The sequence below is a fragment of the Virgibacillus alimentarius genome (assembly GCF_017874635.1).
Classification (GTDB): domain Bacteria; phylum Bacillota; class Bacilli; order Bacillales; family Amphibacillaceae; genus Virgibacillus_B; species Virgibacillus_B alimentarius.
The window spans coordinates 93,889-113,629 of record NZ_JAGIKX010000002.1 but is presented as its reverse complement, the minus strand read 5'-3'; the positions used below and the strand labels follow the sequence as shown (position 1 = coordinate 113,629).

General features: G+C 34.4%; 20 protein-coding genes, 1 other RNA gene and 1 other annotated feature. Of the genes, 18 read left to right on the top strand and 3 right to left on the bottom strand.

The features are described 5' to 3' along the window. Positions 1-15: 15 nt before the first annotated feature. A non-coding RNA gene (ssrS, locus tag J2Z81_RS02720) (6S RNA) lies at positions 16-200 on the top strand. Positions 201-263: 63 nt separating this feature from the next. Here ssrS and J2Z81_RS02715 read toward each other — a convergent pair. Further along, positions 264-929, bottom strand: coding sequence for an RsfA family transcriptional regulator (locus J2Z81_RS02715; protein ID WP_029269199.1), 666 nt, complete (start codon positions 927-929; stop codon positions 264-266). 139 nt (positions 930-1,068) lie between these two features. After that, entirely contained in the window at positions 1,069-2,355 is a 1,287-nt protein-coding gene (locus J2Z81_RS02710) for a replication-associated recombination protein A (RefSeq protein WP_226370657.1), read from the bottom strand. A 162-nt stretch (positions 2,356-2,517) separates the two neighbouring features. Between J2Z81_RS02710 and cymR the strand changes: the two genes are divergently transcribed. The 17 genes from cymR (at position 2,518) to mtnN (ending at position 18,809) form a co-directional block, all read left to right on the top strand. After that, positions 2,518-2,937 carry a cysteine metabolism transcriptional regulator CymR gene (gene cymR, locus J2Z81_RS02705; protein ID WP_029269203.1) on the top strand — a complete coding sequence of 140 codons (420 nt, stop codon included), beginning with the start codon at positions 2,518-2,520 and terminating at the stop codon, positions 2,935-2,937. Positions 2,938-2,975: 38 nt separating this feature from the next. Further along, a complete protein-coding gene (locus J2Z81_RS02700; protein ID WP_029269205.1) occupies positions 2,976-4,118 on the top strand; it encodes a cysteine desulfurase family protein in 1,143 nt (380 codons plus the stop codon). 15 nt (positions 4,119-4,133) lie between these two features. Then, entirely contained in the window at positions 4,134-5,246 is a 1,113-nt protein-coding gene (gene mnmA, locus J2Z81_RS02695) for a tRNA 2-thiouridine(34) synthase MnmA (protein ID WP_226370656.1), read from the top strand. Between the two features lie 72 nt (positions 5,247-5,318). Continuing rightward, entirely contained in the window at positions 5,319-5,987 is a 669-nt protein-coding gene (locus J2Z81_RS02690) for a tetratricopeptide repeat protein (RefSeq protein WP_029269209.1), read from the top strand. Between the two features lie 17 nt (positions 5,988-6,004). Next, positions 6,005-8,335 (top strand): SF1B family DNA helicase RecD2, encoded by a 2,331-nt coding sequence (gene recD2, locus J2Z81_RS02685; RefSeq protein WP_051681459.1) that lies wholly within the window; start codon positions 6,005-6,007, stop codon positions 8,333-8,335. A gap of 84 nt (positions 8,336-8,419) precedes the next feature. Next, positions 8,420-8,608 carry a hypothetical protein gene (locus J2Z81_RS02680; RefSeq protein ID WP_029269213.1) on the top strand — a complete coding sequence of 63 codons (189 nt, stop codon included), beginning with the start codon at positions 8,420-8,422 and terminating at the stop codon, positions 8,606-8,608. Positions 8,609-8,655: 47 nt separating this feature from the next. Next, on the top strand, positions 8,656-9,723 hold the full coding sequence (locus J2Z81_RS02675; RefSeq protein ID WP_029269215.1) for an AI-2E family transporter: 1,068 nt from the start codon (positions 8,656-8,658) through the stop codon (positions 9,721-9,723). A gap of 72 nt (positions 9,724-9,795) precedes the next feature. Beyond that, positions 9,796-10,012, top strand: a binding site (T-box leader). Positions 10,013-10,084: 72 nt separating this feature from the next. Continuing rightward, entirely contained in the window at positions 10,085-12,718 is a 2,634-nt protein-coding gene (gene alaS, locus J2Z81_RS02670; RefSeq protein ID WP_226370655.1) for an alanine--tRNA ligase, read from the top strand. Between the two features lie 133 nt (positions 12,719-12,851). Continuing rightward, positions 12,852-13,118: an IreB family regulatory phosphoprotein gene (locus J2Z81_RS02665; RefSeq protein ID WP_226370654.1), complete on the top strand. Its 267-nt coding sequence runs from the start codon at positions 12,852-12,854 to the stop codon at positions 13,116-13,118. Next, complete coding sequence (gene ruvX, locus J2Z81_RS02660; protein WP_029269221.1) at positions 13,119-13,535, top strand: Holliday junction resolvase RuvX; 417 nt, start codon at positions 13,119-13,121, stop codon at positions 13,533-13,535. 12 nt (positions 13,536-13,547) lie between these two features. Further along, on the top strand, positions 13,548-13,835 hold the full coding sequence (locus J2Z81_RS02655) for a DUF1292 domain-containing protein (protein ID WP_029269223.1): 288 nt from the start codon (positions 13,548-13,550) through the stop codon (positions 13,833-13,835). 190 nt (positions 13,836-14,025) lie between these two features. Then, positions 14,026-15,144 carry an endolytic transglycosylase MltG gene (gene mltG / locus J2Z81_RS02650; RefSeq protein ID WP_226370653.1) on the top strand — a complete coding sequence of 373 codons (1,119 nt, stop codon included), beginning with the start codon at positions 14,026-14,028 and terminating at the stop codon, positions 15,142-15,144. Between the two features lie 112 nt (positions 15,145-15,256). Then, the gene (locus J2Z81_RS02645) at positions 15,257-15,895 is read left to right on the top strand and encodes an O-methyltransferase (protein ID WP_226370652.1); all 639 of its coding nucleotides are present in this window, start codon (positions 15,257-15,259) and stop codon (positions 15,893-15,895) included. A 16-nt stretch (positions 15,896-15,911) separates the two neighbouring features. Beyond that, on the top strand, positions 15,912-16,547 hold the full coding sequence (gene udk / locus J2Z81_RS02640) for a uridine kinase (RefSeq protein WP_226370651.1): 636 nt from the start codon (positions 15,912-15,914) through the stop codon (positions 16,545-16,547). Positions 16,548-16,745: 198 nt separating this feature from the next. Then, positions 16,746-17,222, top strand: a complete 477-nt coding sequence (gene greA, locus J2Z81_RS02635) for a transcription elongation factor GreA (protein ID WP_029269229.1) — start codon at positions 16,746-16,748, stop codon at positions 17,220-17,222. A gap of 154 nt (positions 17,223-17,376) precedes the next feature. Then, entirely contained in the window at positions 17,377-18,096 is a 720-nt protein-coding gene (locus J2Z81_RS02630; protein WP_226370650.1) for a YrrS family protein, read from the top strand. 23 nt (positions 18,097-18,119) lie between these two features. Next, entirely contained in the window at positions 18,120-18,809 is a 690-nt protein-coding gene (gene mtnN, locus J2Z81_RS02625; RefSeq protein ID WP_029269233.1) for a 5'-methylthioadenosine/S-adenosylhomocysteine nucleosidase, read from the top strand. Positions 18,810-18,939: 130 nt separating this feature from the next. Here mtnN and sigK read toward each other — a convergent pair whose 3' ends face one another. After that, positions 18,940-19,644, bottom strand: coding sequence for an RNA polymerase sporulation sigma factor SigK (sigK, locus tag J2Z81_RS02620; protein ID WP_029269235.1), 705 nt, complete (start codon positions 19,642-19,644; stop codon positions 18,940-18,942). Between the last annotated feature and the right edge of the window lie 97 nt (positions 19,645-19,741).

Sequence of the window (19,741 nt, the reverse complement as noted above, 5' to 3'; positions counted from 1 at the left end):
ATAATAAAAGAAAAATTAGTCCTGATGTGTTCGTCTATTCAAATCGTTTTGACCGAACACCTAAAAATAAGGGAGCTTGACCGTCTCTATGTTGCGTGCACGCCTTTAGTCAGAGGAAGCATAAAAAATATAGATCAGGGCACCCACCTGCCGAGAGCGGGTTCAAAGCTGGATACATAGACGGCACAATCGGGATCAATACATAATTAAAAAGCGAACGAAGTTGGCAGTACAGCTAACTTCGTTCGCTTTATTTATTTGATTTATGAACTAGACTCATGCGCTAACTGTTCAAGATTGCCGTTTTTGTCCATCCTAAATGCGGGTGCTTTCATTGCCCCTTGATCATCCAGTACAGTCATTTTTCTAGCTCTATCCATGATTTGTACGAAGGTTTGATAATCTTCTTGGATAGTCGCTAACTTTTCCTCTGTTTTCTCCAATTGTTTTTCTAGGTCACTTATATGATCCTTCAAAAGGGCATTTTCTTTTTGAGCTTCTTCCAATGTCAATTTAGATTGATTTGAATCATTATAATCTTTTTTTAGATCCTTTAAATAATGAATAACTCTATCTAATGTGATAGGTGAGTTTTCTATTAATGCAGATCTATTTTCGCTATCGTTTCCCTTTGTATCATAAACAGATGATAATGATATAACCGGTTGTTTTCTATTTTTTGTTTGTGCAGCCAGTGCGCGTTTTTTCTCCTTACGCTGTCTTTTTGCCAAATCTATAGCACTATCATACTTCCTTCGGACTTCAGCGTTCCAGCGGAAGCCACAAGCTGCGGAAGTTCGGTTTAACTTATCACCAACTTCATCAAAAGCATTTAACTGTGTACTACCTTCTCTAACATGACGTAAGACAGTTTCTGCTAGTAATAAATCATCCTCATGTGACCAAGCGTCTTGTCTAACTTTAACCAATGTACTTCAACTCCTTCTTCTATAGGCGGTAATATAATTAGATAGTTTCAAACTTTAATTCTTGTTTATTATGAATAAAAATCTCTAGTTAATTAATATCTATTATGACCGCTGAAAAAAGAATTATACATTTAGTCTTTTAGTTCTTTTGTTTCTCTTTTTGTTTTTGAATATTATCATAAACTTGTTTAATAGCTTGCTCAAACTTCCCAGTGGCTTTTGGAGAATAATATTTTTTATTTTTTATAGGATCAGGTAAATATTGTTGATCAATCCATCCATTTTCATAATTATGCGGATATTTATAATCAATTCCACGCCCTAATGTTTTTGCTCCATAATAATGACTATCTTTAAGATGTACTGGTATATCACCACTTATACCGTTACGTATATCATGCAATGCTGCATCAAGTGCTTTATAAGCAGTATTTGATTTTGGAGATAAACACAGCTCAATAATAGCTACACTGAGCGGGATGCGTGCTTCAGGAAACCCTAGACGTTCGGCTGCGTCAGCAGCAGCCATTGCTCGTGGCCCCGCTTGAGGATTCGCAAGTCCAATATCTTCATAAGCAATGACAATCATCCGTCGAATAATACTATCTAAATCACCAGCCTCAATTAATCTTCCCAGGTAATGAAGTGCTGCATTCACATCACTGCCACGTATGGATTTTTGAAAAGCTGATAAAACATCATAATGTGCATCACCGTCTTTATCGTGCGAAAAGCTTTTCTTTTGCATACATTCTTCCGCTATTTTAAGATGAATCATAATTTGATTATTTTCGGAAACTGGTGTGGAAGACACTGCAAGTTCTAAACCATTTAAAGCAGCGCGCATATCCCCGGCTGCGCTATGGGAAAAATGATTTAATGCTTCTTCTGTAATAGATATATCTTTCGTACCTAGTCCCTTTGTTTTATCCTTTATGGCACGATCCAAAGCTATTGCAATATCTGCAGCAGTTAATGCATGAAGTTCAAAAAGGTGGCATCTGCTACGAATTGCCGGATTGATAGAATGATATGGATTGCTAGTCGTACAACCAATAAGCGTTATTAAGTTATTTTCTATATGGGGGAGTAAGAAATCCTGTTTCGCCTTATCTAAACGATGAACCTCATCAAGCACCAATACGACTTGTCCAATCATTTTTGCTTCCTCTACGACGATTTCCATATCTTTCTTTTTATCAGTAACTGCATTTAGTATTTTCACAGGAATCTCTAAGCTTTTAGCTAAAGCGATTGCCATCGAAGTTTTTCCAGTTCCGGGCGGCCCAAACAGGATCATGGAAGCTAAACGTTCTGCTTTGACCATTCGGTAAATAATTTTTCCCTCTCCAACTAAATGGGGTTGGCCAATAATTTCATTAACATGCTCAGGTCTCATTCGATAGGCAAGGGGTTTTTGTTTCATGTAAATCGTCCTTTATTTCATTATAGTTTACAATTTAAGCGTACTGATGGAACGGATAAAATGCAAGAAGCATCCTCTTCATGCTATAATATCATGGATTATAGAATAACTGGTAACGATCAATTACAACAATTGATGTATCTAAGATAGAGGTGTTAATATATGAAGATTTCTACTAAAGGACGGTACGGATTAACAATTATGATTGAGCTGGCCAGAAAGTTCGGTGATGGGCCAACATCATTAAAATCAATTGCAAAAGACAATGATTTGTCCGAGCATTATTTGGAGCAGTTAGCAGCACCCTTAAGAAATGCAGGATTAATTAAAAGTATACGCGGAGCTTATGGGGGCTATATTTTAGCAAAAGAGCCTAAAAATATTACAGCTGGTGATATTATTCGTGTATTAGAGGGGCCTATTACCCCGGTTGAAGGTATAGAGAATGAGGAACCTGCCAAACAGGCTTTATGGATGCGAATTCGTGAAGCAGTTAAAGATGTTCTGGATACGACGACATTAAATGATTTAAAACATTATGATGACGCTGAGCCACAAGAAGCTTATATGTTTTATATTTAGACTTTTAATTAAGTAAGGAAAAGGAAGGAAAGGTATTAATGGAACAGATTTATCTTGATCACGCCGCAACAACTCCTATTGACAAGCAAGTTCTTGATGTGATGTATCCTTTATATACAAATGTTTTTGGCAATCCATCCAGTGTTCACTCATTCGGTCGGAAAGCCCGCCAGTATTTGGATGAAGCAAGACGTAATATAGCAAAAAGCATGCATGCTGATGAAAAGGAAATTATTTTTACAAGTGGTGGCACGGAAGCAGATAACCTAGCAATTATAGGTACAGCATTGGCTAACCAACAAAAAGGAAATCATATCATTACAACAACTCAAGAACACCATGCAGCACTTTATACTTCAGAAGCTTTAGAAGAAAAGGGATTTGAAGTAACTTATTTACCTGTAAATAAAGATGGTCAAATTAATATAGAAGATTTGAAAGATGCTCTAACTTCAAATACAATTCTTGTTTCAATTATGTCTGTTAATAATGAAACAGGCATCATTCAACCTATTCAGGAAATTGGAGACCTTTTGCGTGAACATCAAGCATATTTTCATACAGATGCTGTTCAAGCATTTGGTTTATTAGATATGAATATAAAGCAATTAGGTATTGATCTTCTAAGTGCATCATCACATAAAATGAATGGGCCTAAAGGAATAGGATTATTATATGCTAATGAAGATGTAAAATTAAATCCACTACAATATGGAGGAGAGCAAGAAAGAAAACGCCGACCTGGAACTGAAAATGTTATTAGCGCTGTCGGTTTTCAAAAAGCAGTAGAATTGGCAATGAAAAACAAAGAAGAACGTATCCGGAAATATAATCAGTATAAAAATCAATTTCTTTCCATTTTAACGGAAAATGGCGTGAACTATAAAATAAATGGGGCATCAGAAGCAGCGATCGCTTCCATTGTTAATATTAGCTTTCCTGGAACGAATGTAGAGAAACTTCTAACTAACTTTGATTTAGCTGGTATTGCAGCTTCAAGTGGAAGTGCATGTACTGCTGGATCTGTTGAACCCTCTCACGTTTTAACGGCCTTGTATGGCAAAGAAAATGAAAGAACGAGAAATTCAATTCGTTTTAGTTTTGGCATGGCAAATACAACAGAAAATGTAGAGGATGCAGCAAACCGTATAGCAAAAATTATTAAACGATTAACAACATAAAGTGGTGATGATAACATGAAAGCAAAAGAAGATACTCGAGTCGTAGTCGGTATGAGTGGCGGTGTAGATTCATCTGTAGCCGCTTTACTATTAAAGGAGCAAGGCTATGACGTTGTTGGAATTTTTATGAAAAACTGGGATGATACAGATGATCGTGGAATATGTACTGCCACAGAAGATTTTGATGACGTAGTACGTGTTTGCAACCAATTAGAGATCCCTTATTATGCTGTTAATTTTGAAGAACAGTATTGGCATAAGGTATTTACGTATTTTTTAAATGAATATAAAGCTGGCAGAACACCAAACCCTGATGTAATGTGTAATAAAGAGATTAAATTTAAAGCATTTTTAGATCATGCCCTTTCACTTGGGGCTGATTATTTAGCAACAGGGCACTACGCTCAGGTAAGAAATCGTAACGATAAATTTGAAATGCTTCGGGGTGTGGATAGGAATAAAGATCAAACCTATTTTTTAAATCAATTAACAGAAGACGTGTTATCAAAAGTAATGTTCCCACTCGGGCATATGAAAAAGTTAGAGGTAAGAGAAATAGCCAAACGTTACGAACTCGTTACGGCTACTAAAAAAGATAGTACAGGAATATGTTTTATTGGTGAACGTAATTTTAAGGAGTTTTTAGGTGAATATTTACCTGCACAGCCTGGAAAAATGCAAACTTTATCAGGAATTGAAAAAGGCACACATGATGGGTTAATGTACTATACGATTGGACAACGGCAAGGTCTCGGAATTGGCGGATCAGGTGATCCATGGTTTGTTGTCGGAAAAAACGTAAAAGAAAACATCCTATATGTCGAACAAGGTTATACAAATGAAAAATTATATTCTGACGGGTTAGTTGCTTCAGACGTCAATTGGATAAATCAGGAGTCAGTTCAATCCATGTTTCATTGCACTGCAAAATTTCGATATCGTCAAGAAGACTGTGCAGTTACAGTCAATTTGCTTGAAAACGGCAATGTGCGTGTCACTTTCGCTGAGCAACAACGGGCGATTACTCCCGGACAAGCTGTTGTTTTTTATGACGGAGAGGTTTGTTTAGGCGGGGGTACGATTGATCACATCATAAAAGGTGATCAGTATCTTGACTATGTTGGCTAATTTATCAAGATAGAACTATGAACCGCTGATGGCTCTTGCGGTCGTAGTTCTGTAGATGTAAGGGGAATTGAAATGGATAAAAATACAAAAGCGATTCAATTAATGAAAGAGCACAAATATGACGAGGCAGCAAAAATCTTTACAGAAATTATTGATGAAAATCCTCAAGACCCTATAGGCTATATTAATTTTGGAAACTTATTAGTACATGTTCATGATTTTAGTAGGGCAGAGTTATTTTTTGAACGTGCCATTAAATTGGATAAGAATATGGCAACAGCATATTATGGTTTGGGAAATTTATACTTGGAGCAATCTAATTATTCGAAGGCGATTGAAAACCTTCAAGAAGCTATCAAATTAGGGTTAAAAGAATGTGACGTGTATTTTATGTTGGGGATAGCATTCCAGAAACAAGAGCATTATAAACTTGCTCTGCCGTACTTGCTTCGTGCAGTAGAATTAAATCCTGATGATGAGGAAATACTTTTCCAATATGGGCTATCTCTCGCGCAAAGTGAGCATATTTCAGATGCTGCTTCAACTTTTAAAAACGTACTCAAAATAAACCAAGAACATAGCGATGCTCATTATAATTTAGGTGTAATAGCTATTTACAATGATAATCCAACACAAGCACTACATCATTTCGATCGGGCTTTAATTAACCAACCTGATCATGTACTAGCAGCTAATGGAAAAAAACAAGTAAAAGAATTGCTTGATTCGAATGAAAAGTAAGATAGTGAGGTTTTTTCATGGTACTAAATGGAGAATCCACAAAAAGAATGGATGACGATTATATAAAAGGAGAACTTCTTCATACCATCTTCCATAACGAAAACGAGCATTTTTCAATTGCGAAAATTAGAATACTAGAAACAAATGAGGACTACCAAGAAAAAGAAATAGTTATCAAAGGATATTTCTCCAATTTGCAAATAGGGACGCCATATATATTTTATGGTCAAATTGAAAAACATCCTAAATTTGGTTTGCAATATCATATAGACTCCTATCAAACTTTTATACCAAACACTTCTGATGGATTGGTTGCCTATTTATCAAGTGATTTGTTCTATGGTATAGGTAAAAAAACAGCCGAAAGGATTATAGAAAAATTAGGAGAAAGTGCGATCAGTAAAATATTAAAAAATCCTAATGTATTAGAAGATATTAAAGGCTTAAAAAAAGAAGCAGCAAAAAATTTATCGAAAACGTTACAGGAAAACCAAGGTTTTGAACATGTAGTTGTTCATTTAGCAAAATACGGAGTAGGCCTAAAAATGGCACAAAAAATTTACCAAGAATATAAAGAAGAGGCAATATCTGTGCTAGAAGAAGATCCATATCAATATGTTTTTGATATTGAAGGTTTTGGATTTCAAACAGCTGATAGCATTGCCAAACAAAATGGGCTATCTCTGACACATCCCAACCGAATTGGTGCCGGTTGTATATATATTCTTCAAAAAAGTGTTCAAGATGGGCATGTTTATTTACCGATGGATAACTGTCTGAGCAAAGTCAGGAACTTACTAGTTAATTCTGAGCATGCATTAACAGAAGATGTTATTATTAACCGGTTAAAAGAATTAAATAAAACTAAAACAGTAATTATTTATGAGGAAAAGGTTTATTTGCCATCTCTCTATTATGCAGAGGATGGCTTTGCTTCACACTTAAAACGGATTATTTCAAAACCGATAGAACATGAAACGACTTTAGCTGAATTAATGAAGATAACTGGTGATATTGAAGAAAAAGAGATTTTAAGTTATGGTAATGAGCAATTTACTGCAATTAATAAAGCGCTGCATTCCAAAATTATGATTGTAACAGGTGGTCCGGGAACAGGAAAAACAACAGTCGTTAATGGAATTTTAAAGGCATATAGTGTGATTCATGATATTCCAATCGATATGACTACTTATGAAAAGAAGGAAGATTATCCATTCATCTTAACTGCCCCAACTGGGCGTGCTGCAAAACGCTTACATGAGTCAACAGGTATACCATCGGTTACCATTCATCGTTTACTAGGTTGGGATGGGAAAAATGCATTTGAAAAAAATCAAGAAGAACCACTCTCGGGTAAATTTTTAATTGTCGACGAGTTTTCGATGGTAGATATTTGGCTAGCTAACAACTTATTTAAAGCAATACCTGATGATATGCAAGTATTATTAGTTGGAGATGAAGACCAATTACCATCTGTTGGACCAGGTCAGGTACTTTCTGACTTACTTCGAAGTGAATTATTACCTTCTGTCCGTTTAAATGAGGTATACCGTCAACAGGAAGGATCGAAGATAATACAACTCGCTCATCATATTAAAAATGATACTTGCAATCGATCTGAATTAAAAAATGATCAAGATTTCAGTTTTATTCCTTGCCAAGAGCACCATATGATTGATGTTATAACAAAAATATATATAAAAGCTAAAGATAAGGGTATTGATTTAAAAAATATTCAAGTACTTGCACCAATGTATCGTTCACAAGCCGGAATTACAATCATTAATAAATCTTTACAACAATTAATTAACCCTAAAAATTCCAGAAAAAGAGAGAAGAAATTTAATGATGTCACATATCGAGTAGGCGATAAGGTAATTCAATTAGTAAACCAACCTGAAGATGGGGTTTTTAATGGCGATATTGGAGAAATCGTAGCGATATTTGAAGAAGATGAGAATAAAGATCACAAAGAGCAACTGGTTATTTTGTTTGAGGATAAAGAAGTAGCCTATGAACGCAAAGACTACGTGAACTTTATGCATGCCTATTGTATTTCCATCCATAAATCTCAAGGAAGTGAATTTCCAATCGTAATACTGCCTGTTGTAGCAGGCTATAACCGGATGTTAAGAAAGAATTTACTTTATACGGCTATTACAAGAGGAAAACGCTCGTTGATTATTTGTGGTCAGCCAGAAGCCTTCTTACGCGGGGTTCAAACGAAGGATACAAATATAAGGTATACTTCATTGAAACACTTATTAATAGAAAGATTTGATTATCCTGATCAAACACCTAGAATGGATCCGGGTGAAGAGGATATTAGTCCATATGATTTCATGTAAGAATTTTTCCCCATTATGATGTATATTTTTTAAAATTTGGGTAAAACTAGCATAATAATTTAACTTGTATTAGGAGTTGTTATTATGTTGCAATGCCCAAATTGTAAAAGTAAGGATATAGGAAAAATTGGTTCACAACAATTTTATTGTTGGTCTTGTTTCATTGAAATGACAGTGATGGGCAATAAACTAACAGTCCATCAAGTGGAAGCAGACGGCTCTTTGAGTTCATTAAATGATTTATTCACTGAGGATCAAAGAAAAATTAATTAATCCTTAGCAATAAAAACAGATACGATTTTTGCTAAGGAGAGAGAGAGATGTTTAGCAATAACAAAGCAATTAATTTTCTAATATGGAACCTCACTGGAATATTTACGTTTTTATTTATCTATTTGCTCGTAAAACTGTTCCCTTTCTACGGAACTGTTTTTTCATTTTTATGGCATTTGTTTTTACCCTTTATTATCGCTTGTTTAATTGCCTATTTACTTTATCCGGTAATTCAGAAAATACATCAGTACAATATACCAAAGGGGTTAGCCATCCTTTTTATTTATATAATATTTTTTGGTGGGTTAGCAGGCATTATTTATAGTGTATATCCAGCTGTTATTCATGAATTAAAAGATCTTAACAAGCATTTACCACATTTAATTCAAATGTATGAGGATTTGATCTATCAATTGTATGAATCTACATCTTTCTTGCCCGAGACGGTTCACAATAAGTTAGATAATCTAATTATTAAACTTGAAACATCTTTAGAAAATTTATTAGAAAAGTTATTAGGTGGCGTTACGAAGATATTTGATCTGATTGTATTTCTTACCGTTATACCTGTCTTAGTATTTTATATTCTTAAAGACTATAATCAAATAAGAAATTTTTTAAAAAACTTTATACCAAAAAAATACCGAAATCAATCAAATAAAGTATTACATGCAATTAATCAAAACTTAGGAAATTATATACGGGGGCAATTGCTTGTTTCTTCATTTGTAAGCTTAGCTACTCTAATAGCATTTCACTTATTGAACATTAAGTATGCTTTATTGTTAGCAATAATCATGGGACTTACAAATATAATACCTTATTTCGGGCCAATAATTGGAGCGATACCCGCAGTTGCCATTACATTGACAATGTCCGGGAAATTAATTATATTAGTTTTACTAGCTATTTTTGTCATTCAGTTAATAGAGAGTAATTTACTGTCACCATATATTGTAGGAAAAAGTATAAATATCCATCCGATTGCGATTATCTTTGCATTATTATTAGGCGGGCAATTAAGTGGAGTAATTGGTATGATATTAGCTGTGCCAATACTAACCATCTTAAATGTCTTGACTAAACACATATGGCAATTTAGACGTGAGCATTGACTTTTTTTTGAAATTTACCTACAATGTTTCATATCTAAAAGGAGATATATATTAAGAAAACCTTTGTATAATTTTAAAACGTTGAAAGTTCTAAGTACATAGATGAATTATTATTTAAAGAGAGGGATTTTCTAAGGCTGCGAAAAATCCTAAATAAGGTTCTATGGAAAGCTAAACTGAAGTACGGCTAATCCCCGTCGGTGTCACACCGTTACGATGCTCAAAGTGATGAACGCATGTAGTTTCGTTCATAAATAGGGTGGTACCGCGACCAAATCTCGTCCCTGCAAGTATATTCGCAGAGAGGAGATTTTTTATTTTTATTAACTAACATATATGTGATTTTATGGAGGTAAAGGAAATGAAAACATTAACATCTTCACAAATTAGGCAGATGTTTTTAGACTTTTTTAAAGAAAAAGGACATCAGATTGAACCAAGTGCATCCCTAGTACCAAAAGAGGACCCTACTTTATTATGGATCAATAGTGGCGTGGCTACACTAAAAAAGTATTTTGATGGTCGAATAATACCAGAGAATCCCCGCATCGTAAATGTACAAAAATCGATTCGGACGAATGATATTGAGAATGTCGGATATACCGCAAGGCACCACACTTTTTTTGAAATGCTAGGTAATTTTTCTATTGGTAACTATTTTAAAAAAGAAGCAATAGAGTGGGCATGGGAATTTCTAACTAGTGATAAATGGATAGGATTTGATCCGGAATTACTTTCCGTAACGGTACATCCTGAAGATGATGAGGCATTTGATATCTGGCTTAAAGATATTCAATTGCCTGAAGAACGCATTATACGATTAGAAGAAAATTTTTGGGATATTGGCGAGGGACCAAGTGGCCCAAACACTGAAATATTCTATGATCGCGGGGAAGTTTATGGAAATGATAAAGGGAATCCGGAATTATATCCTGGCGGGGAAAATGAACGATACTTAGAAATTTGGAATTTAGTTTTTTCTCAATATAATCATAATCCGGATGATACATATACTCCCCTACCAAAAAAGAATATAGATACAGGTATGGGACTTGAGCGAATTGTATCTGTTATTCAAGATGTACCTACTAATTTTGAAACAGACTTATTTTTGCCAATTATTCATCAAACCGAGAAGCTAGCCCAAAAAAAATATGGCAAAGATCGCCAAGATGATACAGCCTATAAAGTTATTGCTGATCATATAAGAACAGTAACTTTTGCGATTGGTGACAGTGCGCTTCCATCCAATGAAGGAAGGGGCTATGTATTAAGGAGATTAATTCGACGTGCGGTGCGTTTTGCTAAGCAGATCGGAATTGACAAACCATTTATGTATAAGCTAGTAGCTACTGTGGGAGAAATAATGAAGGATCCCTATCCGGAAATCAGCAAGAAAAAAGAATATATTGAAAATATTATTAAACATGAGGAAGAACGATTTCATGAAACACTACATGCTGGATTAGAAATATTAGAATCCATCTTAGAAAGAGAAAAAAAGAACGGGAAAACTATTTTTCCTGGCGTGGAAGTGTTCCGACTCTATGATACGTATGGATTTCCGAAAGAGCTGACAGAGGAGTATGTCGCTGAACATGGTTTTTCCATCGATAAGGCAGGTTTCCAGGAAGAAATGGAAAAACAGCGGGAGCGAGCAAGGAATGCACGCCAGCAAGTTGATTCCATGCACGTACAAGATGAACTGTTAGGTGATCTTGAAGTAGAAAGTAAGTTTATTGGGTATAGTCAACAAGAAACAAACACGGTTATATCGACAATTATTACCAATCAACAAATTACAAATTCTGCTGATGAGGAAGAAGAAGCATACATTATATTACAAGAAACTCCTTTCTATGCAGAGAGTGGTGGACAAATTGGCGATCAAGGATGGATTTATACTGATCATGCTGCTGCTTATGTAAAAGATGTGCAAATAGCACCAGAAGGACAACATATTCATCGTGTAAAAATAACAGAAGGAAGATTGCAAACAGATGATAAAGTAACCGCAATTGTAGAGAAAGAATTTCGAAATGGAGTGGTGAAAAATCATACAGCAACACATCTACTTCATCAAGCGCTCAAAGATGTATTAGGAGAGCATGTAAATCAAGCAGGTTCGCTTGTAAGACCTGATCGCCTACGATTTGATTTTACTCATTTTGGAACGGTTCAAACAGATGAATTAGAACGTATTGAGCAAATCGTTAATGGGAAAATTTGGGATTCGTTGTCACTTATTATTGATCGAAAACAGATAGAAGAAGCTAAAGCGATGGGAGCAATGGCTTTATTCGGAGAAAAATATGACAGTATTGTCCGCGTTGTTCAAATTGGTGATTACAGTATTGAATTATGTGGAGGATGTCACGTACAAAACACTGCTGAAATAGGGTTATTTAAGATTATCAGTGAAAGTGGAATTGGAGCTGGGACAAGAAGAATTGAGGCTGTTACAAGTAAGAATGCATATAAGTATGTTAATGAAAAGTTACATTTGCTACAAACATCTGCGCAACTTTTAAAAGTAAAAGAAGAAAATATTCCAGATCGGCTTCATAGTCTGTTTATCGAAATGAAAGAGGGACAAAAAGAAAATGAATCTTTAAATTCAAAATTAGCTAATATGGAAGCCTCTACAATATTAGATCAAACAAAAACAATAAACGATGTACAAGTACTAGCACAAAAAGTTCAAGCAAAAGACATGAATCAACTCCGTAAGATGGTAGACGATTTAAAACAAAAGATGGGTTCAGGCGTTATCTTACTAGCGGCTGAAAACAATCAAAAAGTACAGTTGGCTTCTGGTATATCCAAAGACTTAATTGACCGCGGATTTCATGCTGGTAAACTCATTAAACATGCAGCACAAGTTTGCGGCGGGGGTGGCGGAGGCCGTCCAGACATGGCACAGGCAGGAGGAAAAAATCCTCAAAAAATTAATGAGGCATTAAATGCAGTTAAAGAATATGTGGAAAATAAATAACCTTCTTCAGTGAGTAGCTTAATTACTTGGTTTAATAGGAAAAGTTTGTATTCTATTCTTCAAATATATATATTAATTCGCGTAAACATGTTAGAATAATGGGAGAATGCAAAGCTTGAAATGAGGTGTCACTATGGGATCTATTGATAAAACGATGAAATTTAATTTTTCAGAAGACCCGTTTGATGAAGATATTAAAGAGATTCTTTTTACTGTCCATGAAGCATTGAAAGAAAAAGGGTATAATCCCATTAATCAGATTGTAGGTTACTTATTATCAGGCGACCCTGCTTATATCCCAAGGTATAGAGATGCTCGTAATTTAATCCGTAAAGTCGAACGTGATGAAGTGATTGAAGAATTAGTGAAATTTTATTTAGAACAGCAAAAGGTAAAATAAATGAAAATAATTGGGTTAGATGTTGGATCAAAAACAATTGGAGTAGCTATAAGCGATGCACTTGGCTGGACTGCCCAAGGGCTTACAACGATCAAATGGGATGAGAATGATATACATTCAGCAGATGAAACATTAAAGAAAATCATATTGGAACATGAAATTGGGAAAGCTGTTATAGGGTTGCCTAAAAATATGAATGGCACAATTGGAGAACGCGGCACAGCTTCACAACTCTATGCAGAACATGTGAAAAACACGCATCACATCCCAGTCGTGCTATGGGACGAGCGGTTATCAACAATAGCTGCTGAGAGAGTATTATTAGAAGCAGACATGAGTAGAAATAAAAGAAAAAAAGTGATTGATAAAGTTGCTGCGGCTGTAATATTACAAGGGTATCTCGATCAAAAAGGATAAAGGGGTGAAATGATGTCACTTGAAGAAAAAGAACGAATTATCATTCCGGATGAAAATGGTGAAGAACATTTATTTGAAGTATTATTTACATTTGATGTGGATGAAACCAAACAATCGTATATTGCATTAGTTCCCGCTGAGCAACAAGATGATGAAGAAGTAGAAGTTTATGCTTTCAGGTACGAAGAAAAGGATAATGATGATAATGATTTATCACTTCTTCCTATAGAATCTGATGAAGAGTGGGATATAGTTGAAGAAATGCTTCACACATTAGCAGAAGAACAAGATATAGAGTAATATGGAATATTACTTGAATGAATAAATAGGTTTAGCTGATGTCAGCAAAAGGCATCAGCCTTTTCCTTATCTTACATATGTACAGCTATTAAATAAATAATGATTACCCCTTCAAACATCGTGATTTTATTCTGGCTTATCTTTTCCTTTTTTAGTATAATAGACCAGATGATAGAGGGGGGGATGCTGTTTGTCGAAGAAAAAAAAGACAAACATTGATAAAAACAGCCTAATCACTCGAATAGAAGAAATTAAAACAGTACGTAAAATAGTAGGTATTATTATTATAGCTTTGGTTGTAATACTTACTATTGGAAGTATATCAGGTTTTCTATATGTAAAATCTGCCTTAAAACCTGTAGACCCGGATAGTACAAAAAAGATCAAAGTTGAAATACCAATGGGATCATCAACTTCTGATATTGCTAAAATTTTAGAGGATAAAGGCATTATAAAAGATAGTCGTGTTTTCCGCTTTTATATAAAATTTAAAAATGAATCAGAATTTCAAGCTGGAAATTATACACTTACACAAGATTTATCAATCGATGAAGTTATAAAGTCTCTTAAAAGCGGTAAGGTTAAAAAAGAACCTATTTATACCGTAACAATACCAGAAGGTAAATCAATCGAACAAATGGCTAAGATTTTTTCCAGTAAATTAGGATTTAAAAAGAAAGCGTTTATAGATAAAATGAAAGATCAAGCTTATATAGAGAAGTTAATGGATCGTTATCCAAAACTTTTAACGGAAGACATTTTAAATCCTGATATTAGATTTCCTTTAGAAGGTTATTTATTTGCTGCAACTTATAACTTTTATGAAGAGGAACCGACAGTCGAAGCTGTTATAGACAAAATGCTTAAAAAATCGAATGAAGTAATAACGCCACATCTTAATGATATTAAAAAGCAAAATCTTACTGTTCATGAGGCAGTTACAATGGCTTCATTGATTGAAAATGAATCAGCAACAAAAAAACAACGAAAAAAAATAGCTGGAGTATTTTATAACCGTTTGGAGGATGAAATGAAACTGCAAACAGACCCGACGGTTCTCTATGCGTTAGGGAAGCATAAAGACAAGGTTTTATTAAAAGATTTAGAAGTTGATTCACCTTATAATACGTACCAGATAAAAAATCTTCCAATTGGACCAATATCAAATTTCTCAGAAAACTCATTTGAAGCGACAATACATCCGGAAGATACAGATTATAAGTATTTTTTGCATGATGAAAATGGAAACATTCATTATTCTAAAACACATAAAGAACATGTAAAATTAAAAGAAAAATATATTAAATAAGCATTTCAGGAAGTGTGATTCTCTTTTCACATTTCCCGTTTTTTTGAACATATTTAAAATATGAGTCAGTAGGAAATTAACGGAATATAGTATAAATGAGGCTAAGAGTGAGATGGATGAATATTTATTACACTATATAAGTAAAACTTTGCCCGCAAAAGCAGAGTGGGTAAAGGAAATTGAAAAAAAGGCAAAAGAAGATAACGTACCAATAATGGACGAAATCAGTATTGAATTTCTTATGCAATTAATAAGATTATCGAAACCAAATAAAATACTGGAAATAGGATCAGCGATCGGTTATTCAGCATTACGCATGCAAGAAGCATATCCAAAAACTAAAATAACTACGATTGAACGAGATGAGAATCGTGTGCAGCAGGCAATTAAAAATATTGAAAAAAGCCATCAGTCAGACAACATACATGTCATACATGGTGATGCATTAAATGAAATAAATAATTTGGCGGCGAGAAATGAACAATTTGATGTGATTTTCATTGATGCTGCTAAAGGACAATATAAACGTTTTTTTGAGCTATCTAGTTCACTTATAAAGCCAACAGGACTCATTATAACAGACAATGTATTGTTTAAAGGTCTAGTAGCTAATCCAAATAGGGGATCATCAAGACTAGATAAAATTGCAAAAAAAATTCATGCTTATAACGAATGGCTTGTAAACCATCATAATTTCACAACTTCTATTGTTCCGATCGGAGATGGCGTTGCTATTAGTATTAAAAAATAGAGGGGGATCCGGCATCATGCAGAAAAAGCCAGTCGTTATTGGTGTTGCAGGTGGAAGTGGAAGTGGTAAGACATCTGTTACACGCTCTATATGCCGACGTTTTTCCGATAAGACAATTCTTGTAATTGAACAGGATTATTATTATAAAAATCAAAGTCATCTGCCGTTTGAGGAAAGATTAAACACGAATTATGATCACCCACTAGCATTTGATAATGATTTATTAATACAACATATTCATGCATTATTGAATCAAGAACCTGTAGAAAAACCCGTATACGACTATAAGACCCATACACGCTCCAATAAAGTCATTCCAGTGGAGCCAAAAGAAGTTATCATCTTAGAAGGAATACTTATATTAGAAGATCCACGTTTGGTTGATTTAATGGATATCAAAGTGTTTGTTGATACGGATGCAGATTTAAGGATTATAAGACGTCTGGAAAGGGATATAAAAGAACGTGGTAGAAATTTAGATTCCGTTATCGACCAATATATAAACAGTGTCAGACCGATGCATCTACAATTTGTAGAGCCAACTAAACGTTATGCTGATATCATTATTCCCGAAGGCGGACAAAATCAGGTTGCGATTGACATTATGGCAACCAAAATAGAAACAATCTTATTAAAAAATCGCACAAAATAGCAATTTGAAAAAAGGGATTGAAAATTTTAAAAAAATCTGCCATAGTAATGGTTAGCGAATTTGAATGATATATTATAGACAACAATACTTTTTCTCAGCAAACATTCATTGGTTGCTATATAGTCTATTGGAGAGAATTTTTACTTAAATGTTTTAAAATTGGTTTATTATACTATATAACTAAAGGAGTTGTTTTCGATGGCAATAGAAAAAAGTTATTATATGACACAAGAGGGGAAAGAAAAATTAGAGGAAGAGCTACATTACTTGAAAACTGAAAAACGACAAGAAGTTGTTGAACGCATAAAAATAGCTCGTGACTTTGGAGATCTATCGGAAAACTCTGAGTATGATGCAGCAAAAGATGAACAAGCTTTTGTGGAAACCCGCATCTCTCAAGTAGAAAAAATGATCCGTAACGCAGTAATCATAGAGAATGATAATGAGAATCCTGACATTGTCTCTTTAGGAAAATCGGTAACATTTACAGAATTACCAAACGGAGAAGAGGAAACATATACAATTGTAGGAAGTGCGGAAGCAGATCCTTTTTCAGGTAAGATATCAAATGATTCACCAATGGCAAAAAGCTTGCTTGGCCAAGGAAAAGGGGACGAAGTAACTGTTTCTACTCCTGGTGGAGAAATTCAAGTGAAAATTATAAGTGTTAATTAAGCTGAAAGTATACAGCAAAAGGGCAGAGAAAGTTTCTTCTGCCTTTTTTTATGTAACTTTAACATGTAGGTTAGGTATTTTATGAAAGAATTAAGCTTTAAATTTACAAATAAGCCCAGTTCATATAATATAGTAAACGGAGGTGGAGAAAATAGTGAATGCTGAAAGAAAAGATTCTCGTATCGATAAATTTGAGAAACGCAGAAAAACTACTAAATCAATTACATTATTGATCATAATAGGGGCTGCTCTTATTATTCTTTTACTGTTCATATGGATTTTTGGGGGAAGCGATAAAGAATCGGAAGTCCTTGATGAAGCATCTAATGAAATTCAACGTAATGATAATGAATCAAACGATTTAATAATTGAAGATGACACAGATGAGGACGTTAAAGAGGAAAAAGATACAAATAATAATGAAAAAGAAGCAATAAATGAAGATAAAGATAAAGAAAAAGATAGCGAAGAAAAGAATAAAGATAAAAAGGAAGAAGAGGAAGAAGATAAGGATGCAGAAAAAAACCATGAAGTAGAAACGGAACAGGTAGAGTCACCAGATGATAATGTATCGAAAGCCTATAAAGGTGACTGGAAACCTATTGAAACAGAGCAATCAGGCCAGCATACGACAAATTACGATGATGAAAGTCAGGACCGGAAAGAAATGGAAAAAGCGATTAAATCAGTAACAGGCTTGGATGATGATATGATTTTATGGTGGGTCGGAAATGACGGCGATCAACAAAAAGTGGTTGCTACAGTATCCCCTTCTGATAATTCCAAAACCTATCGCGTCTACCTATCTTGGATTGATAATAATGGCTGGAAGCCAACAAAGGTTGAGGAATTAAAAGTAAATGATAAAAGATAACAAAGCAACTGGAGGGAAAAATAGTGACCATTGGGATTATTGGTGCAATGGATGAAGAAATTGCACTCTTATTAGAAAATATGGAAAATCAAAAAGAGATTTCCGTAGCTAATTGTTTATTTGTTCAAGGTACAATGTTTAATAAGGATATTGTGTTATTAAAATCAGGTATTGGCAAAGTAAATGCTGCTATGTCTACAACAATTATGCATGAGCGTTTCACGCCTTCGCATGTTATCAACACTGGATCAGCTGGAGGTTTTGCAGAACAGCTAGAAGTCGGCGATGTTGTCATTTCTAGTCAAGTAGTTCATCATGATGTTGATGCTACTGCATTTAATTATAAATATGGACAAGTACCTGGTATGCCGGAAACGTACACGGCAGATGCAACATTAATTACGAAAGCCAAAAACGCCGTAGAAGAAATGGGAATTAATTTTTCCGAGGGCATGATTGCCACAGGAGATTCGTTTATGGAAGATCCTGCACGCGTAGCTTTGATAAATAGTAAATTTCCCACAATGATTGCTGCTGAAATGGAAGCTGCAGCAATAGCACAAGTTTGTTACCAATTTGACAAACCATTTGTTGTTATACGTGCGCTATCCGATATTGCAGGTAAACAATCTTCTATCACATTTGATGAATTTTTGGACGAAGCAGCTGCAAATGCGGCAAAAATCATCATATCTATGATCAAATATTTGTGATATAAATTTCCGTGCGTTGCTTTATTCAAAGTATATGATTCAAAGAGAATTTAGCTAATGAGAAAATTAAAATGTTCATTAAAAAAATGAGCGGGGAATATATCATACAACCCACGCTCATTTTTATGTTCTATTCTTTATGCTCATCTCGATAATAGGCACGAAATACCTTCATTAAAGCTCTCTTTTCAATACGTGATACATAACTTCTAGATATATTTAACTTTTTAGATATCTCACGTTGCGTCATTTCTTTAGAATCATTCAAACCATAACGATAAATAATAACTTCTCTTTCCCGATCATCAAGAATTGAAAAATAATCACTCATTTTTTCTATTTCAATATTTAATTGAATATATTCGATAATGTCTTCATTCTCTGCCTCTAAAATATCAATTAAGCTAATTTCATTTCCTTCTTTATCTTGCCCAATTGGATCATGTAAGGAAACATCTTTTTTTACTTTCTTTAACGCGCGTAAATGCATTAAAATTTCATTCTCAATACACCGGGCAGCATAAGTAGCAAGTTTTGTTCCTTTACCAGCTTTAAAACTTTCTACTCCTTTAATTAAACCAATTGTTCCGATGGAAATCAAATCCTCTACATCTTCTCCTGTGTTTTCGAACTTTTTTACAATATGCGCTACTAATCGTAAATTATGTTCAATTAGCTTATTCCGTGCGTCTGCATCACCACCCTGCATTTGACTAATGTATTTTGCTTCATCCTCTTTAGAAAGTGGTTGTGGAAATGCGTGGTTTTTCACGTAGGACACAAAAAAAAGTGCCTCTTTTATTAATAAACCAAGAACAGTTAAAATTCCGGACAAACACATACACCTCCTCAAATGCTGGTTAGACTTTTGCCTATACAACATTTCTATGAGTATATAGTGTAAATTGTGTCTGTCCCTAACTTTTTAATGA

Bases quoted from the DNA above. Each gene is read 5' to 3' on its own strand.
- J2Z81_RS02710 (WP_226370657.1), bottom strand. From the start codon at position 2,355: ATGAAACAAAAACCCCTTGCCTATCGAATGAGACCTGAGCATGTTAAT.
- cymR (WP_029269203.1), top strand. From the start codon at position 2,518: ATGAAGATTTCTACTAAAGGACGGTACGGATTAACAATTATGATTGAG.
- J2Z81_RS02700 (WP_029269205.1), top strand. From the start codon at position 2,976: ATGGAACAGATTTATCTTGATCACGCCGCAACAACTCCTATTGACAAG.
- mnmA (WP_226370656.1), top strand. From the start codon at position 4,134: ATGAAAGCAAAAGAAGATACTCGAGTCGTAGTCGGTATGAGTGGCGGT.
- J2Z81_RS02690 (WP_029269209.1), top strand. From the start codon at position 5,319: ATGGATAAAAATACAAAAGCGATTCAATTAATGAAAGAGCACAAATAT.
- recD2 (WP_051681459.1), top strand. From the start codon at position 6,005: ATGGTACTAAATGGAGAATCCACAAAAAGAATGGATGACGATTATATA.
- J2Z81_RS02680 (WP_029269213.1), top strand. From the start codon at position 8,420: ATGTTGCAATGCCCAAATTGTAAAAGTAAGGATATAGGAAAAATTGGT.
- J2Z81_RS02675 (WP_029269215.1), top strand. From the start codon at position 8,656: ATGTTTAGCAATAACAAAGCAATTAATTTTCTAATATGGAACCTCACT.
- alaS (WP_226370655.1), top strand. From the start codon at position 10,085: ATGAAAACATTAACATCTTCACAAATTAGGCAGATGTTTTTAGACTTT.
- J2Z81_RS02665 (WP_226370654.1), top strand. From the start codon at position 12,852: ATGGGATCTATTGATAAAACGATGAAATTTAATTTTTCAGAAGACCCG.
- ruvX (WP_029269221.1), top strand. From the start codon at position 13,119: ATGAAAATAATTGGGTTAGATGTTGGATCAAAAACAATTGGAGTAGCT.
- J2Z81_RS02655 (WP_029269223.1), top strand. From the start codon at position 13,548: ATGTCACTTGAAGAAAAAGAACGAATTATCATTCCGGATGAAAATGGT.
- J2Z81_RS02645 (WP_226370652.1), top strand. From the start codon at position 15,257: ATGGATGAATATTTATTACACTATATAAGTAAAACTTTGCCCGCAAAA.
- udk (WP_226370651.1), top strand. From the start codon at position 15,912: ATGCAGAAAAAGCCAGTCGTTATTGGTGTTGCAGGTGGAAGTGGAAGT.
- greA (WP_029269229.1), top strand. From the start codon at position 16,746: ATGGCAATAGAAAAAAGTTATTATATGACACAAGAGGGGAAAGAAAAA.